Annotated in this window: 13 protein-coding genes; 7 read left to right on the forward strand and 6 right to left on the reverse strand. The window is 59.5% G+C overall.

The annotated features are described in order from the left end of the window. Window positions 1-526: 526 nt before the first annotated feature. From ABVT36_RS17650 to ABVT36_RS17665, 4 genes are all read right to left on the reverse strand, one after another. Entirely contained in the window at window positions 527-1,012 is a 486-nt protein-coding gene (locus ABVT36_RS17650) for a methylated-DNA--[protein]-cysteine S-methyltransferase (RefSeq protein WP_368457727.1), read from the reverse strand. After that, entirely contained in the window at window positions 1,009-2,460 is a 1,452-nt protein-coding gene (locus tag ABVT36_RS17655) for an AlkA N-terminal domain-containing protein (protein WP_368457728.1), read from the reverse strand. Before ABVT36_RS17655 ends, ABVT36_RS17650 begins: the two co-directional genes overlap by 4 nt. Window positions 2,461-2,629: 169 nt before the next feature. Beyond that, window positions 2,630-4,042 carry a mannose-1-phosphate guanylyltransferase/mannose-6-phosphate isomerase gene (locus tag ABVT36_RS17660; protein WP_368457729.1) on the reverse strand — a complete coding sequence of 471 codons (1,413 nt, stop codon included), beginning with the start codon at window positions 4,040-4,042 and terminating at the stop codon, window positions 2,630-2,632. A 1,034-nt stretch (window positions 4,043-5,076) separates the two neighbouring features. Beyond that, window positions 5,077-5,766 (reverse strand): LexA family protein, encoded by a 690-nt coding sequence (locus ABVT36_RS17665; protein ID WP_368457730.1) that lies wholly within the window; start codon window positions 5,764-5,766, stop codon window positions 5,077-5,079. An 87-nt stretch (window positions 5,767-5,853) separates the two neighbouring features. On the opposite strand from ABVT36_RS17665, the gene ABVT36_RS17670 reads away from it, so the two are divergent. After that, window positions 5,854-6,057 (forward strand): hypothetical protein, encoded by a 204-nt coding sequence (locus tag ABVT36_RS17670; protein ID WP_367149807.1) that lies wholly within the window; start codon window positions 5,854-5,856, stop codon window positions 6,055-6,057. Window positions 6,058-6,648: 591 nt separating this feature from the next. Here the strand turns inward: ABVT36_RS17670 and ABVT36_RS17675 are convergent. Next, window positions 6,649-8,997, reverse strand: coding sequence for a Tex family protein (locus tag ABVT36_RS17675; protein WP_368457731.1), 2,349 nt, complete (start codon window positions 8,995-8,997; stop codon window positions 6,649-6,651). Window positions 8,998-9,240: 243 nt separating this feature from the next. Between ABVT36_RS17675 and ABVT36_RS17680 the strand changes: the two genes are divergently transcribed. The 5 genes from ABVT36_RS17680 to ABVT36_RS17700 all read left to right on the forward strand — a co-directional run bounded on the left by ABVT36_RS17680 (window position 9,241) and on the right by ABVT36_RS17700 (window position 15,582). Further along, a complete protein-coding gene (locus ABVT36_RS17680) occupies window positions 9,241-10,482 on the forward strand; it encodes an efflux RND transporter periplasmic adaptor subunit (RefSeq protein WP_368457732.1) in 1,242 nt (413 codons plus the stop codon). Window positions 10,483-10,484: 2 nt separating this feature from the next. Beyond that, entirely contained in the window at window positions 10,485-13,619 is a 3,135-nt protein-coding gene (locus ABVT36_RS17685; RefSeq protein WP_368457733.1) for an efflux RND transporter permease subunit, read from the forward strand. A gap of 136 nt (window positions 13,620-13,755) precedes the next feature. Next, complete coding sequence (locus tag ABVT36_RS17690; protein WP_368457734.1) at window positions 13,756-14,496, forward strand: 16S rRNA (uracil(1498)-N(3))-methyltransferase; 741 nt, start codon at window positions 13,756-13,758, stop codon at window positions 14,494-14,496. A 57-nt stretch (window positions 14,497-14,553) separates the two neighbouring features. After that, a complete protein-coding gene (locus tag ABVT36_RS17695; protein WP_368457735.1) occupies window positions 14,554-14,919 on the forward strand; it encodes a hypothetical protein in 366 nt (121 codons plus the stop codon). Window positions 14,920-14,934: 15 nt separating this feature from the next. Next, window positions 14,935-15,582 (forward strand): HAD family hydrolase, encoded by a 648-nt coding sequence (locus tag ABVT36_RS17700; RefSeq protein WP_368457736.1) that lies wholly within the window; start codon window positions 14,935-14,937, stop codon window positions 15,580-15,582. A 173-nt stretch (window positions 15,583-15,755) separates the two neighbouring features. On the opposite strand, the gene ABVT36_RS17705 is transcribed toward ABVT36_RS17700, so the two are convergent. After that, the gene (locus tag ABVT36_RS17705) at window positions 15,756-16,103 is read right to left on the reverse strand and encodes a hypothetical protein (protein ID WP_368457737.1); all 348 of its coding nucleotides are present in this window, start codon (window positions 16,101-16,103) and stop codon (window positions 15,756-15,758) included. Between ABVT36_RS17705 and ABVT36_RS17710 the strand changes: the two genes are divergently transcribed. Further along, the coding region (locus tag ABVT36_RS17710) for a helix-turn-helix domain-containing protein (RefSeq protein WP_368457738.1) at window positions 16,102-16,533 on the forward strand (432 nt) is incomplete at its 3' end. The two genes, ABVT36_RS17705 and ABVT36_RS17710, sit on opposite strands and share 2 nt — an antisense overlap.

The raw sequence follows: 16,533 nt of genomic DNA on the forward strand, positions 1-16,533 counted from the left end.
GAAAGGTTTCCGAAGAATATTTAGTCGATTTGACAAGTTGGATGTCGTTTTTAAGTTCTTCATCAACTTTTCACTGATCGCTGACCGGCTAATTAGTGTTAACAGGCCCTAATAGGATTAATATTTATTACTCATTTTGGTACGCTTTTATTAATCGCATCCTATAACTTTCATAAACACTATACTGATCTTGTATAAGGATTATTGCCTTTGCCACGGGGCTGCTAAAAAAGTTTTAGCAAAAAATGCATATCCAGAGGGGTAAGGATTTCGGGGATAAATCAAGCGTGTATTTGAGTTGTGGTGGAGAATTTGCGGACAGGCACCGGAAATCTGGGCAGCAAAAATCCATTGACGAGATTTTCCGAAACCTGTTAAAAATTTGTGCTTATATATTTGAATTGGTTCCGACGTTCCAACAGCAATTACCCGTCCTTAACTCCAAGTTGACACTATATCGCCGGGAGCCGGCACAAAGGGCCACACCTACTACCGGTTACCACTGGCCAGAGTTTCCACGGCGTACCTAGCCCTTGAATCCGGCCCCCTCCAGTGTGAGCAGGCGCGCCTTCAGGGACAATCCACCGGCATAACCCGTAAGACTGCCATTGGCACCGATCACCCGATGGCAGGGTATGATCACCGCCACCGGATTGGCGCCATTGGCCCGGCCCACTGCCCGAATGGCGCGGGGCTGGCCCAGCAGCTGCGCCTGCTGGCCGTAACTGCGGGTCTCGCCGTAGGGAATTTGCAGCAGGGCGTCCCACACACGGCGCTGAAAGTCCGTACCCGGGGGTGCCAGAGGTAACTGGAACTGGCGCCGCTGTCCGGCGAAATATTCCCGCAACTGCTGCGCGGCCAGCTCGGTCAGTTCCGTAGCGCCCGAACGCCAGTCGGTCTTTGGGCGCAATGGGCGCTGCGCATCGTAAAACTGTACGCTGACCAATCCCTCCGGACCGGCCGCAACGGCCACTTTGCCCAGCTCGGTGCTGTAACTCTTAAAATAGATCATTCCCCTACTCCGGATTTCAGTGATTGCCACAGTAAGATGGCACCGTAGGCCCGCCAGGGCCGCCAGCGCTCGGCCCGCGCCAGGGCCTCTTTGGGTTTGGCTTTTTCGCCGGCGCTGCCCAAGGCCTGCAGTATGCCCAGGTCCGTTGACGGAAAGGCGTCCGGCATGGAGAGTCCCCGCATGGCGATATATTGCGCGGTCCAGTGGCCGATGCCCGGCAGGGCGGTGACCTGAGCACACCATTCCTCCAGAGAGGCATGGGTAAAGTTCAATCGCCCGGCGACGGTTGCGGCCACGAAACTGCGCAGGGTATCGGCGCGGCGCCGCGTCAGCCCCAGGCCGGCAAAATCCGCCCGCGCCAGTTGCTCTGCGCCGGGAAACAGTCGGCGTTCAACGCCCGCATCGTCCACAAAGGACTCCCCGTAGCGGGCCGCCAGACGCCCCGCCAGGGTGGTGGCCGCAGCCACACTGATCTGCTGCCCCAGAATCGCCCGCAAGGCGTTCTCGAACGGATCCCAAGCGCCGGGCAGGCGCAGCCCGGGGGCCAGTTTCAGTTGCCGGGCCAATAGCGGATCGCCACCCAGCACCGAGCGAACCTGCTCGGAGTCTGCGTCCAGGTCGAACAGGCGACGCAAGCGCTGGTTGAGCTCGTACAGGTTGGTGCCCCCCTCGGGACCTCCGATTTCCACCACCAGCCGGTGGCGGGCAGCATCATTGGACACACGCACCACCCCGCGACAGCCATCCATTGCAAAACTGCGAAGATAGGCATCGCCCTCCACCTGTTCCACGCCTGTTACGGCGCGGGCGCGGAAAAACGCCAGTAACTGCTGCCAGTCCAGCGGCGGCCGGTAATCGAGATACAGCCGCACCCCTGTGCCCTGGCCCAGCCCACCGGTGCGGCGCACTTCCGACGGTGTGCGCCGGTAGATCTGCTTGAATACACCGTTGAAGCGGCGCAGGCTGTTGAAGCCGGATGCGTAGGCAATATCAGCGACGGGCAGACTGGTGTCGCGCAGCAACCTACAGGCGAACAGTGCCCGCTCTGTCTGCCACACTGCCAGCGGGCTCACCCCCAGGTGTTCGGCAAACAGGCGGCGCAAATAGCGGCTGCTGACACCGAGGCGCTCCGCCAGTCTCTCCACCGACTGGGGCTCCCGCTCACTGCGCATCAGTTTCAGCGCCCGCTGTACGGTGGTGGACACCAGTCCCCAGGCGGGGCTGTCAGGTGCCGAGTCCGGCCGGCAGCGCAGACAGGGCCTGTAGCCCGCCTCGGTGGCCTCCGCCGCCGAGGCGAAGTAAGTGACATTCCGCTCCAGTGGCGCCCGCGCCGGGCAGATGGGGCGGCAGAAAATGCCGGTGGTTTTCACCGCAGTGAAAAAGCGCCCGTCGAAACGCCGGTCGCGGGCCAGGCGCGCGCTGGAACAGACTGCGGCTTTGAGTTGCATCGGAAGTCCCCCGTTTCAGCCCCGCAGTGTAGGGGTATCCGGGAGGATGCACTAGTCAGAAACGGAACTGGCAGTTAGGGCCTGTGGCGGCAGGAGGCGGTTGGCAAAATACCGGGGATACGGGCGGAGGTGAAATTCCACCCTGGGCTCTGATAACAAATTACGGTGCTCAGTCGCGCCCGTAGTCGTCGTCGAAACGCACTATGTCGTCCTCCCCCAGGTAGCTGCCGCTTTGAACCTCGATCAGCTCGATGGGTAGGATGCCGGGATTGCTCAATCGGTGCTTGGCGCCAATAGGGATATAGACACTCTCGTTTTCCGACAACAGAATTTCCTCGCCATCCCTTTCGACCACCGCGGTGCCGGAGACCACGACCCAGTGTTCGGCGCGGTGGTGATGCATTTGCAGGGACAGGCTCGCGCCGGGATTTACTGTGATGCGCTTGACCTGAAAGCGCGGGCCGCTGCCAATAGCGTCGTATTTTCCCCAGGGGCGGACCACTTCCCGGTGGACTTTGTGCTCCTCTCTTCCCGCTGTTTTGATTTTGCCGACGATGGCCTTGACTTCCTGGGCCCGCGCTTTCGGCGCCACCAGGGTGGCATCTTTGGTATCGACAATCACCAGGTCCTCCACGCCGATGGCGGCCACCAAATGGTCCTCGCCAAACACCAGGGAGTTTTTGCAGTCCTCCATGATCACATCCCCCAGCACGGCGTTGCCCTCCCGGTCCTTGTCCAGGGCCTCCCACAGGGACGACCAGGACCCGACGTCGGACCAGCCGCAATCCAGGGGCACCACATACCCGAGCCCGGTTTTTTCCATCACCGCATAGTCGATACTGTCCTCTGGAATAGCGGCCAGATCACTTTTCTGCAGCTTGATAAAATCGCTCTCGATTACAGCGTTGCGCATGGCAAGCGCAGAACCCCGGGCGATTTCGGGCGCATGTTGAGCCAGCTCCCGCAGCAGTGTACTGGCGGCAAACAGAAACATACCGGCATTCCAGTAGTGGTTGCCGCCGTCGAGATATTTCCTGGCGGTTTCGATATCGGGCTTTTCCACAAACCGGGCGATTGCCTGGGGACCGGGGCCCCCTCCGCCGGTTTTTTCGATATAGCCATAACCGGTTTCGGCGCTGGTGGGCACTATACCGAAGGTGACCAGGCCGCCGTTGCTGGATTGCTCCAGACCCAGGTCGATCGCGCGGTGAAACTGATCCACATCTTCGAGTAAATGATCGGCGGGCAGCACCAGAAGGTTGGCATCTTGGTTTTCGCGCGCCACCGCATTGGCGGCAAATGCGATGGCCGGGGCGGTATTGCGCCCCAATGGTTCGATAATCAGGGTAACGCGATCAAACCCCACCTCTCTGGCCTGCTGGGCAACCATGAAGCGATGGTGTTCGTTGCAGACAATGATGGGGTCGTCGAAGCAGCGGACCCGCTCCAGGGTCTGCTGGAGCATGGTTTGCTCGCCGGTCAGGCTCAACAGCTGCTTTGGCAGCATCCTGCGGGACTTGGGCCACAACCGGGTGCCGGAACCGCCGCACAAAATCACCGGCCTGATCGTTTTACTGTTCACCCTCAAGTCACCCTCAACCTCAGTTCTTTGGTCGCGCTTTTTCGCAGCCAACTCAATTGTTTGGCCAATTCAAATAGGTTCGACAACCCTAAATGTACCGGTTCGTCATAGAAACAAAACCAGCAGCTTATTCACACTTTTCACCGCACTACTAACCATTGCCGCAATCCAGCCTTTAGGATGTTACTTCAGGTGGAATCGCTCTAGCAGGTTATTGAAAAAGCCCGCCCTGGCTTTCCTCAACGCGGGTTTGCGGCGCATGTCCGCAAACCCTCCACGACAAATCAAGCAGTTACATGCTTGATTTGCGACCCGAACATCCCTGTTCGGGACAGCAGGTTGTTGACAAAGTGTTTTTCAACAGCCTGCTAGGACAATCCTATCGAAATCAGGGTGGTTTACCGGGCCGACTCACGGAAAGCCATCGCCGGCTGGACCCTCGAGAGAGAAACAGGCAGTCCATCATTGATGCTTGGCGTACACAGCCTGACCGTCGAGAAATGGGGATACGATCAAACAGGGATAACGCCTTAGCAGATCCATACAAGGACGGTTACTTGTATCAGATTTTCACATAGACGGCCCGACAATGCCTCTACACAGGGCTAGCCCGGCATTGTATCGCTGGGACCCGGTTATGCAACTGAGATTCCATTGCGACTGTGGGGGACGAAGCGGCGAGCTGGACTGAACAAAATATAACCAGCCCACTATCGTTTGCCGCCTTTGGGTATTTCCACTCAAAGTAGAGAGCCATGCTGCGATAGCGATGCCCCGCGAGCATATCGAATTGACCATAATTTGATCAAATTAAGCTTGTTTTAACCCTCTGGCTTTGACGGGTGCCCCACTTGGGCCTCCGGAGGAAACAACTTCTTGCGCCTATAGTTAACCCGACAACTCAATAAACTGCCGGGGCAATAACATCAGGGAGGGTCAAGTGCGGACCCGGGCTGTGAGTGTCAGTGACAGCCTTCAGTTTTCGCTGCCATTTCTTTTAGCTTGATCGTGGGTCACGCGGCCCAGGCTTCCCCTTACAGGTTGAAGAGTACGCTGGTGGCCACTCCGACGATTTTGCAGCCTCGGTCGATAGGGATTGGCACATAGGCCGGGTTGAGGGATTTCAAATAACGGTTGGGCCCATCGATCACCAGCTTTTTGAGCGTGACTTTTTTGTCGCCTTTCAGCCTGGCGGCCACTATGGAACCATTGTCATAAGCGCCATCCGGATCGATGATGGCGATGTATCCCTCGGGAATGGAAAGGCCCGTCGGGGAAGTCATGGTATCGCCTTCCACCCGCAGGGCAAATGCCTGTGGGCCTGTGTGGATAGCGGTGGTGATATGTGTCTCGGCTTCGCTGGCATGGCGCTTGTCCGCCGCACTTCCCCAGACACCCGCGCGTACAGATGAAATCAGGGGTACCCGCCAACACCCGCCCTTTTCCGGCGCGTCGTTGGTATAGGCGAGCGGCGTTTCCCGGATGACATTGCCCCCGGTGTCCCCTTTGCTGTCCGTGAAATAGGCCACGGATTTTCCCAGCGTCGTGGCGAGCGCTTCCAGGGTTTCCGTGCGGGCATCCACCTCCGCGCGCAGGATACGGCCGATGGTGGTCTGCCCCACTCCGCTGCGCTTGGCCAGTGCCGCCTGGCTGGACAGGGCACTACTTTCGCTCATGGCCCGGCGCAACCGCGTGGCGATTCGCTTCCGCAATTGAATTTTCATGGCTGCATATTGCCATATATGGCTAACCATGTATGGCTTGACAGGCAAGCCCAATATGGCTAACTTAGTCGCAAACGGGGGACTCCGATGGATACTGGTGGCGACTTGCTTGAGAAAGTCAGGGCGCAGCTGCAGGAGCGCCGGGGGCAGTGGCGGCAAATTGCCGCCTGCTCCGGCGTGCCCTATTTCACACTGGCCAAAATCGCCAGTGGCGTCACGGAAAATCCGCGTTGGCGCACCCTGTCACGGCTGTCGAAACAGCTGGCCCAGGAGCCGCCCTCGCCACCGTGAACGGGAGCGTTTTATTACGCGAAGGTTGACGCAAAAGAGGACAAATAATTGTCGGCGACTGGTGCCCTGCATGCGCCCCGGGCAAAGGCAAGTCCTACCTTTCTGAGGCAACGTAAAGCCAGCGGCGCCAGAATTGCGTGCAAAGGATTGCCACCACAGATTAAGGCGGCGTTATCGCCGCTAACGGGTTTTATTTTTCGTTTATGGCTTTATTCTTAAACGAATTTTTTCGAGTGGACGGGATGGGGCGACACCAGCTCAAGCGTGTGACAGCCGGGAGAGACCGGCATTGAACAGTGCGGCCACCCGCAGTGCGGGGCAGAGTAACCACGCGGGCGGTATCCGAAGGCACGACACGACCGCGGGGCACTCTGCCTGGCTCGCGGAGAAACAGTGCCAAGGGCTATAGCCCCGAGCCGGTGGAAGGCCGGCACCTAGCCGGTTACTGAAAAAGCCCTCCCTGGCTTTTCTAATCCCTTATCCGCCGGAGTGCGGGGCTAACGGCGCTAATAAAGCCACCGCAACTTCAGGCACAAAAATCCCCGCATACATTGAACGCCCGTCTTAAACGGACGGATAAACCTTACGGAATTATTTCTTGCCTTTCTTCATTGCCGCCGCCAGCAGATCCCCCATGCTGCCGCGACCGCCACCCTGGTTGCCTTTCTGTTGGCGGTTACTCTGCTTGTTGTAACGCTGCGCCTGGCGGTTCTCACGCTGATCACCTTTCCTGATAGCACCACTGCCCTGTTCACCGGGCTCGTCGGACAGGCGCATGGAAAGGCCTATACGCTTGCGCGCCACATCCACTTCCATCACTTTCACTTTGACAATATCGCCGGCCTTAACCACCTCATGGGGATCCTTGACGAATTTTTCTGAGAGCGCGGAAATGTGTACCAGGCCGTCCTGGTGTACACCGATATCCACAAAGGCGCCGAAGTTGGTGACATTGGTGACGGTACCTTCGAGCACCATGGAGGGGCGCAGGTCCTTGATGTCCTCCACGCCCTCTTCAAAGCGCGCTGTGCGAAATTCCGGGCGCGGGTCGCGGCCGGGTTTTTCCAATTCGGCAATGATGTCGGTGACCGTGGGCACACCGAATTTCTCGTCGGTATAGTCCGCCGGGTTGAGCCGGCGCAGAAAACCGGAATCGCCGATCAGGCTATTGATCTCGCGGCGGTTTTTCTCGGCGATGCGTTTCACCACAATATAGGATTCCGGGTGTACGCCGGATTTGTCCAGGGGATCATCGCCATTATTGATGCGCAGAAAACCCGCGGCCTGCTCGAACGCTTTCGGTCCCAGGCGCGGCACTGCCATTAACTGTTTACGGTTTTTAAAGGCGCCGTTCTGGTCCCGGTAGCTGACGATATTGCCGGCGATGGAGGCCGTCAGGCCGGATACCTTGGCCAGCAGGGGTGCCGAGGCGGAGTTCAGTTCGGCGCCGACACCGTTTACACAGTCCTCCACCACGGCGTCCAGGGAGCGCGCCAGCCGGGTCTGGGAGACGTCGTGCTGATACTGGCCGACACCGATGGACTTGGGCTCTATCTTCACCAGTTCCGCCAGCGGGTCCTGCAGGCGACGGGCGATGGAGATAGCCCCGCGAATGGTGACGTCCAGATCCGGGAATTCCCTCGCTGCAAATTCGGAAGCGGAGTAGACAGAGGCGCCGGCCTCGTTCACCACCACCTTCTGTGCACCGAGCTGGTACTGCTTGATGGTCTCGCCGACAAATTTATCCGTCTCGCGACTGGCGGTGCCGTTGCCGATGGCGATCAGGCCCACATCGTATTTCTTGCACAGGGCGGCGATGACCGCCGCGGATTCCTGCTGGCGGTTCTGCGGTGGGTTGGGGAAGATGGCGGTGTGATCCAAGATTTTGCCAGTGGCGTCCACCACCGCCACCTTGACCCCGGTGCGCAGGCCCGGGTCCAGCCCTATGGTGGCTTTTTGTCCCGCCGGCGCCGCCAGCAGCAGGTCCTTGAGGTTGCGGGAGAATACCTGAATGGCCTCCTCCTCCGCCTTTTCCCGCAGTTCACCCAGCAGGTCGGTTTCCAGTGTGGTGAGCAGCTTGATGCGCCAGGTCCAGCGCACCACTTCCCCCAGCCACTTGTCCGCCGGTCGCCCCTCGTCGCTGATATCGAAGTGCCTGGCGATCATGGTTTCGCAGGGGTGGCCGGCAGTGCCCCCCGCTTCTTCCGGCAGCCCCACGCTGATGGCCAGTATGCCCTCGTTGCGGCCGCGGAAAATCGCCAGGGCGCGGTGGGAGGGTACCCTGGACCAGTCCTCGGCGTATTCGAAGTAATCCCGGAACTTGGCGCCCTCCTCTTCCTTGCCCTCCAGCAACCTGGCCTGGACCTGGCCGTCGCGCTTGAGAAACTCCCGCAGCCGACCCAGCAACTCGGCGTCTTCGGCAAAGCGCTCCATGAGGATAAATTTGGCACCATCAAGAGCCGCCTTGATGTCCTTTACTTGTAGGGAGGCGTCTTCGTGTTCGGGGTTCAGGTACTGCTGTGCTTCCTGGTTCGGATCCAGGTTGGGATTGCCAAACAGCGCGTCCGCCAGGGGTTCCAGGCCCGCGCTGATGGCGATCTGACCCTTGGTGCGACGCTTGGGCTTGTAGGGCAGGTAGAGGTCCTCGAGACGGTTTTTGGTGTCGGCGGCACCAATCCGGGCAGCCAGTTCCGGCGTAAGCTTACCCTGCTCGTCGATACTGTTGAGGATGGTGGCACGACGATCCTCCAGTTCGCGCAGATAGCGCAGGCGTTCTTCCAGGGTACGCAGCTGGCTGTCATCCAGCGCCCCGGTGACCTCCTTTCGATAACGGGCGATAAAGGGCACAGTGGCACCCTCGTCCAGCAACGCCACAGCGGCGGTCACCTGCTGTGGGCCTACATTGAGTTCTTGTGCGATTCTGGTGTTGATATCCAACATTTTTCTGGTCTACATCCATTCAGTCAGTGGCGGGTCTTCGGAATCACATGCCGGCGCGCGGCAGCGCACCGGCGGCAAATTCAAGGGCGGCATTATGCGCGAGGCGCCGGCGCGGAGAAAGGTTTGCGACCAGCCGCAACTGCCTGCGGCGGACGGGGCTTCTCTTGCCAGGGAACTCCGGTAAAATGTGCCGCTAGATTATTTTTTAACCAGTACGGGTCTGTATCCGGGTAGAGGGTGTGTGTGAAAATTTCTAACAAAAACAAGGTTCTGGCGATTGCTTTGGCCATAGGGCTGGTTTCCATAGGACTGGTGTTATTCCTGGCCCCCAAACCGAAGGAAAAAGTCGCCAAAGAAGTGGTGCCGCCGGTGGCCGACGTAGTCTATGTCACCCCGGGTCGCCAGACACTGCTGGTGCCCAGCCAGGGGTCAGTGCGCGCGCGGCATGAAATCGAAGTGGTGGCCCGCGTGGGCGGCACCATCCAGACCGTCAGCGACGCCTTTGTACCGGGCGGTTTCTTTGCCGGAGGGGAGAAACTGCTGCAAATCGAGGCCGCCGACTATGAGCACCAGTTGACCCGCGCGGAATCCCAGCTGGCCAACGCCAAGTCCACCCTGGCACAGGAGCAGGGACGCGCCAAGCAGGCCAAGCGCGAATGGCGCAACCTGGGCAGTAAGGAGGCCAACGCCCTGTTTCTGCGCCAGCCGCAGCTGTCCGCCGCCGAGGCCGCAGTCTCGGCCGCCCGGGCCGATCGCGACCAGGCCAGGCTGGATCTGGAGCGCACCCAGGTGCGCGCGCCCTTTGCCGGCCGGGTGATGGAAACCTTTGTGGACCTGGGCCAGTATGTGACCCCGGGAACCAGACTGGCGAAAATCCACAGCACCGATATCGCCGAAGTGCGGCTGCCCCTCACCGACCGCCAGCTGGCTCTGCTGGACCTGCCCCTGGGGCAGTCCATGGACAATGGCCCGGCGGTGCGGCTGACCGCCCAGGTCGCCGGGCGCGAGCGCCAGTGGCGCGGCCGGCTGGTGCGTACCGAGGCCAACATCGACCCCAACAGCCGTTTTGTTTACGCAGTGGCCCGGATCGACCGCCCCTATGAGGGCTCAGCGCCGCTGGTCAACGGGCTCTTCGTCGAGGCGGATATCGCCGGCAAGACCTTCGACGACGTGATCCGCCTGCCGCGGCAGGCGCTGCACGAGGGGGACCGCCTGATGGTGCTGGATGCCGAAAACAAACTGCGCTTCACACCGGTCGAGCTGTTGCAGGCTGTGGGGGAAGAGGTGTGGCTGCGCGGAGACGTTGAGCCGGGCTCGCGGGTTATAGTGTCCAGCCTGGGCTTTTCCCGCGAGGGGATGGCGATCACCGCCAACCCATTGAATGAAGAATCCACCGGTCTGGCGCTGGGCGAGGGGGTAGCGACGGATGGGCCCGCCGCCGAAGAGGCGGTCAACAGCAGAGCCGGTGCCGAGGGAGCGCGATAATTATGCAGGGCATCATCAGTTGGTTCGTCCGCAACAGCAAGGCCGCCAACCTGCTTATGATCATGATCATGGTGGGCGGGGTCTTCGGTATCATGCACATAGGCCGCGAGGTGTTCCCAACCCTCAATCCCGGCATAGTGCGGGTCAACATCAGCTACCCGGGCGCCGGCCCGGCGGAAGTCGAACAGCAGGTCACCCAGCGGGTGGAGCAGGCGATTTCCGAGGTGAAGGGCATCAAGGAAGTGAATTCCTGGTCCCGCCGCGGCCAGAGCACCGTCGAGATCCAGTCGGTGGATGGCTACGACGAGCTGCGCCTGCTGAACGACATCAAGGTGCAGGTGGACAGCATCAACACCTTCCCCTCGGATATAGAGCGGCCGGTGGTCGCCCTGCAGGAGTGGGAACAGCAGATGATGATGATCGCCATCGGCGGTCCAGTCTCCCCCCACCTGCTCAAGGACACGGCGCTGGACTTGCGCGACAAATTGATACTGCTGCCGGGCGTACGCCGCGTTGACGTCTGGGGCGATCGCGCCGACGAGGTCTCGATCGAAATTTCCGAGCTGGACCTGCGCCGCTACAACCTGAGTTTTGACGATGTCGCCAACGCCGTGCGCAGCTCCTCCCTGGACCTGCCCGCCGGCATGGTGCGCTCCGACCGCGGCGACATCCAGGTACAGACCCGCGGCCAGGCCTACACCGCCGATGATTTCGCGCGCATACCCCTGCTGAGCCGCGCCGACGGCACCCGCCTGCTCCTGGGCGACGTGGCCAGCATCCGGGACGGCTTCGAGGAAGAGGGGTCGCTGATCCGCTTCAACGGCAAACCCGCCATGAACCTGCGGGTCATGCAGGGGGAACCCCTGGACGTGGTGGCCACCGCCGAGCACATCAGAAACTTCATGGCCGAAGCCCGCGAGCAGTTGCCGCCGGGCATGGAGTTCGAGGTCTGGTTCGACTTCTCCAAATCCTACGAAGGCCGCATGGAACTGTTGGCCAGCAACGCCCTGGGCGGACTGCTGCTGGTATTCCTGCTGCTGATGCTGTTTCTGCGCCCGGCCCTGGCCATCTGGGTAACGGTGGGCATCGCCACCGCCTTTATGGGCGCCTTCTGGCTGCTGCCGGTCACCGGCATCACGCTGAATATGCTGTCTCTGTTCGCCTTCCTGCTGATCCTGGGCATCGTCGTGGACGACGCCATCATCGTCGGCGAGGCGGTCCACGCCGCCCACGACCGGGGAGAGACGGGCCTCGCTGCGGCGGAACAGGGAGTGAAACAGGTTTCCTCCCCGGTGATTTTCGCCGTTGTATCCACCATGGTCTTCTTTGTGCCCATGCTGTTCCTGCCCGGCGTGACTTCGCAGATGATGCTGTCCCTGCCGGTGGTGGTACTACTGTGCCTACTTTTCTCCCTGGTGGAATCGCTGTTGATCCTGCCTGCCCACCTGGTGGGTATGAAACCGGAAAAACAAGCCAGCTCAGGCTTTGGCCAATGGCTACAGAACCTGCGCGGCCGCTTCGCCGGCGCCATGAAAACAGCGGGCGAAAAATACTATATGCCGCTGCTGCAAAAGTCCCTGAGCAACAGCCGCTCCACAGTGACCATCTTTGTATTGGCGCTGTTTCTCTCTATCGCCGTCTTTGCCGGCGGCTACATCGGCTCCGGCTTTTCCCCCAGGGTGGCGTCCGACCTGTTGCAGTTGCGCACCACCATGACACCGGGCGAATCCTTTGCCGAGGCCAAGCGGGTCATGGAGCAGTTTGAGCGCGCCGGGGAAAAACTGGCCGAGGACCCGGAAATGCTGGAGATGAACGACGGCCGGCCGTTCATACAAAACACCATGGCGTTTTTGTGGCGCGGCAATGTCACAGTGCTGCTGCAATTGGTCGATGGCGAGCAGCGGGATGTCACTTCCGAAACGCTGGCGCTGCGATGGCGGGAATATATTGGCGAGCTGCCCGCCAGTGTGGATGAAATGAATATCCAGCACACCATCAACGACAGTGGCTCCGGGATTTCCCTGAACCTGAGTACGGCGTCCGGCAACATGGACGAGTTGCGGGCCGCCGCGGACGCGGTAAAAGAGGCGCTGGACAGCTTTGCCGGTGTCTACGACGTGCGTGACAATCTGGTCAGCGCCCGCCGGGACATCGAGATCCAGCTAAAACCCAACGCCACCAATATGGGCATCGGCCTGGCCGATGTGGCCAGGCAGGTGCGCCAGGGATTCTACGGCGAAGAAGTGCAGCGCATACCCCGCGGCCGCGAGGACGTGCGGGTGATGGTGCGCTACCCGCAGCAAGAGCGCGCCAGCGAGGATCAAATAGACCGGATACGCATCCGCACCAACAACGGCGAAATTCCCTTTAGCGCCGTGGCCGATGCAGTCTATGTGCCCGGCTATACCACCATTCGCCGCCACGACCGCGAGCGCACCGTGCGCATCAGGGCGGAACTCACCCCTGGCACGGCTTCGGCCCACGAGATTCTCAAGCAGTTGCGCGAGAACAATGTACCGGGGTGGGAAAAGCTCTACCGCGGTTTCACCCTGCAAACCGCCGGGGAGATGCAGGAGGAAGAGGAGTTCAACAGCGCCATCATCGCTTTCTTTGTCCTGTCGCTATTCACCATCTACGCCCTGCTGGCCATCGCATTCCGTTCCTATTCGCAGCCGCTGCTGATACTCACCGCAGTCCCCTTCGGTTTCTTCGGCGCGCTGGTGGGCCACCTGCTGCTGGGGTACGACATCAGTATCATGTCCATGCTGGGCTTCCTCGCCGCGGCCGGCGTGGTGGTGAATGACAACCTGGTACTGATGGACCGCATCAACCAGTTGCGCAGTCAGGGTATGGCCGTTATGGACGCGGTGATCCAGGCCGGGCGGGACCGCTTCCGGCCCATCATCCTCACCTCCATCACCACCTTTGTGGGCCTGGTGCCCATCATGTTCGAACGCTCCATTCAGGCCCAGTTCCTGATTCCCATGGTGGTGAGTCTGGCGTTTGGTGTCCTGTTCGCCACCGCGGTGACATTGATCCTGGTACCAAACCTGTACAAGGTGATAGAGACACTGCGGGGCAAAGTGCACAGCTGGCGCGGCCTGAGGGAACTGCCGGTCGGCCACGAGAACGCCTGACGGTTGATTGCAAAAGCCCCGCGTGGATTTTCCCCGTCGGGGCTTGCGACTTACGAAAACCCCGGCGACAAATCCGCCAGGCGCAGGCACTATTTACATTCCGAAGCTCCCGCCCGCAACAAGGATAATGCCCTGCATGCGTATCCCGCGTATCTTCTCCCCCCAGCAGCTGACACCGGGTATTGAAACCCAACTGGACGAATCCGCCTCCCGGCATCTGGTGCGGGTATTGCGGCTCAGCGCCGGCCATCCGCTGGTGGTTTTCGACGGGCGCGGCGGCGAGTACAGCGCAGAGATAGTGGAAGCCGGCAAGCGCGCGCGGGTGCGGCTGCTGGATCACTGCGACGAGGACCGGCAGTCGCCGCTGTCGCTGACCCTCGCCAGCGGTATTTCCCGCGGCGAGCGCTTCGACTGGGTGGTGCAGAAGGCCACCGAACTGGGCATAGCGCACCTGCAACCCCTGTTTACTGAACGCTGCGAAGTAAAATTGAGCGGCGAGCGCCTGGCCAAAAAGCTGGCGCACTGGCAACAGATCGCCATCAGTGCCTGCGAGCAGAGCGCCCGCAACCGGGTACCCACCATTGCAGAACCCCTAAAGCTCACCCAATATCTACCCATAGCCGGCACCGAAGGCGGATTGAAGCTGGTTCTGCACCACCGCACCCAGTCCCGCCTACAGCAGCTGGCACAGGAGCGCGAGCCGCCGGCATCGGTGACACTGCTGGTCGGCCCCGAGGGCGGCCTGTCCGCAGCCGAAATCGATGCCGCCCTGGCGCAGTCTTTTTTGCCGCTGCGCCTGGGACCCAGGGTGCTGCGCACCGAGACCGCCCCCATAGCGGCGCTGTCGGTATTGCAGTATCAATGGGGGGACTTCTAATTACTGTCGTACACCCGACGATGCGCCCAACGGCACCACACCATAGGGGAGAAAACGATGACAAAACTGATTCTTTGGTTCCTGGGACTGGCGATCCTGGTCCTGTCCATCGCCGTGATCGCCAGGCCCCGGATAGCGAGAGATATGACTGAGCGCCTGAATCAGACCGGCTATGCCGTGTCGGCCTGGGCCAGGGTCACCATCGGCCTGATACTGCTGCTGATCGGCGACACACATGCCTGGAATATCCTGTTTAATGTACTGGGGATTCTGATGGTCCTGACCGGCACCTATATGCTGTTCATAGGCTTCGAGCGCACCAAAGCCCTGTCCATGAAAATCAGCGCCAGCAGCGAAACGGTGTTGCGGCTCAGTGGCGCTATCGGCGTACTGTTGGCCCTGTTGCTGCTGTCCGCAACCTGACTGCCGGGATTGAATATGCTCGCCACACAGCTGGTTATCTTTGATTGCGACGGTGTACTGGTGGACAGTGAAACCATCGTCTGCCGGATACTCGCCGAGGAGATGAATAAACTCGGCATGCAAACCACCGCCGAAGAACTGGACGAGGAATTCAGCGGCCGCCCGGCGCAGGACTGCCTGCTGGAGATCGAGACCCGCTACGGTGGTCCCCTGCCGGATCACTATTTCGGCAATACGGAGCGCCGTATTCGCGAGGCATTCCAACGCGAATTACAGCCAGTTGCGGGAATCGAGCAACTGCTCGGCCACCTGCAGGAGATCAATCTGCCCAGTTGCGTGGCTTCGTCCGGCTCCCACGAAAAAATGCGCCTCACCCTCAATAAAACCGGGCTGTTCGAGTATTTTGACGGTCGGATTTTCAGCGCCGAAGATGTGGAACGGGGCAAACCCTGGCCCGACCTGTTTTTACACGTGGCCAGCACCCTGGGGGTCGAGCCGCTCCACTGCCTGGTGATCGAGGATTCCATCGCCGGGGTCAGGGCCGCGGTCGCCGCGGGTATGCCGGTGATCGGCTACACCAACCAGCCCCGGCGCGCGGCGCAGCTCCGGGAGGCCGGTGCCCGGACAATCGGAGATCTGGCTGCGGCTGTCGATTTTTTTTAGCGATTCCCCCGGAAAACCGCTTACTACCCGCAACACAAGAGTGCGCCAGAGCTGTATCTATCGGTACCTTGATTTAATTGGGTTTATGTCACTTTGGCCAACCCCGATTTATAACAAAGCTCTACTGATAAAGCAGATATATATCTTTCATAAATATCTTCAAATTACATAACTTATAACTGGCTTTTAAGTTTTACAACTGCATTGAACAGGTCATTATCAAACCCTTCCATTTCACTACAGCCATAAGAAGAAGGATGTAGAATACCTGTTGGAGTATCTCCGCCTATTCTGCCGAATTCTATTTTTTTTCCCAAAATTTTCTTATCTTTTATTCTTATAACTTCAGTTGTAAATTGTTTCACAATGGGACTCTTCTTCCTAATCACCTTAGAATTAAATCTATAATAAAACTGATCACCATCACTTAAATTACTTTCATTAGGCAGTATGACTCCCCCCCTAGTGGTCCATGCGGAAAATAAGGTTACCTGATTTGAGTTTACGTATACTTGCCCCATGGATACTCCTGACGTTTTTACAATTACCGCTCATGATGCAGCGATCCTGGAAAGCTGGATTCGCAGCACCTCGCTTCAGCAGGGTCAAATTACTCGAGCGAAGATTATTCTGGCTCTGTCGGAGGGCATGCCAGTGATGGACGTGGCTGCGGCCCAGCGCGTGTCTCGCAAGACAGTTCACAAGTGGAAGAAGCGCTTTATCGAATCAGGCCCGGAGGGTTTGCTTGACCAGGCAAGGCCAGGGCGACCGTCGGTAATTGATGCCGAGATTGTGAACCGTGTTCTCACATTGACGACGAGCCGCATTCCTCATGAGTCTACTCACTGGAGTGTCTCGTTGATGGCGAAGTACGCCGGTGTTACCACATGGCAGGTTAGGCAAATCTGGAACGCTGCAGATCTGAAACCACACCGACTCAGAACCTTCAAG

The organism is Microbulbifer sp. TYP-18 (assembly GCF_040932045.1).
GTDB lineage: Bacteria > Pseudomonadota > Gammaproteobacteria > Pseudomonadales > Cellvibrionaceae > Microbulbifer.

Bases quoted from the DNA above. Each gene is read 5' to 3' on its own strand.
- ABVT36_RS17705 (WP_368457737.1), bottom strand. From the start codon at position 16,103: ATGGGGCAAGTATACGTAAACTCAAATCAGGTAACCTTATTTTCCGCA.
- ABVT36_RS17670 (WP_367149807.1), top strand. From the start codon at position 5,854: ATGGATACTGGTGGCGACTTGCTTGAGAAAGTCAGGGCGCAGCTGCAG.
- ABVT36_RS17675 (WP_368457731.1), bottom strand. From the start codon at position 8,997: ATGTTGGATATCAACACCAGAATCGCACAAGAACTCAATGTAGGCCCA.
- ABVT36_RS17685 (WP_368457733.1), top strand. From the start codon at position 10,485: ATGCAGGGCATCATCAGTTGGTTCGTCCGCAACAGCAAGGCCGCCAAC.
- ABVT36_RS17665 (WP_368457730.1), bottom strand. From the start codon at position 5,766: ATGAAAATTCAATTGCGGAAGCGAATCGCCACGCGGTTGCGCCGGGCC.
- ABVT36_RS17650 (WP_368457727.1), bottom strand. From the start codon at position 1,012: ATGATCTATTTTAAGAGTTACAGCACCGAGCTGGGCAAAGTGGCCGTT.
- ABVT36_RS17690 (WP_368457734.1), top strand. From the start codon at position 13,756: ATGCGTATCCCGCGTATCTTCTCCCCCCAGCAGCTGACACCGGGTATT.
- ABVT36_RS17700 (WP_368457736.1), top strand. From the start codon at position 14,935: ATGCTCGCCACACAGCTGGTTATCTTTGATTGCGACGGTGTACTGGTG.
- ABVT36_RS17655 (WP_368457728.1), bottom strand. From the start codon at position 2,460: ATGCAACTCAAAGCCGCAGTCTGTTCCAGCGCGCGCCTGGCCCGCGAC.
- ABVT36_RS17695 (WP_368457735.1), top strand. From the start codon at position 14,554: ATGACAAAACTGATTCTTTGGTTCCTGGGACTGGCGATCCTGGTCCTG.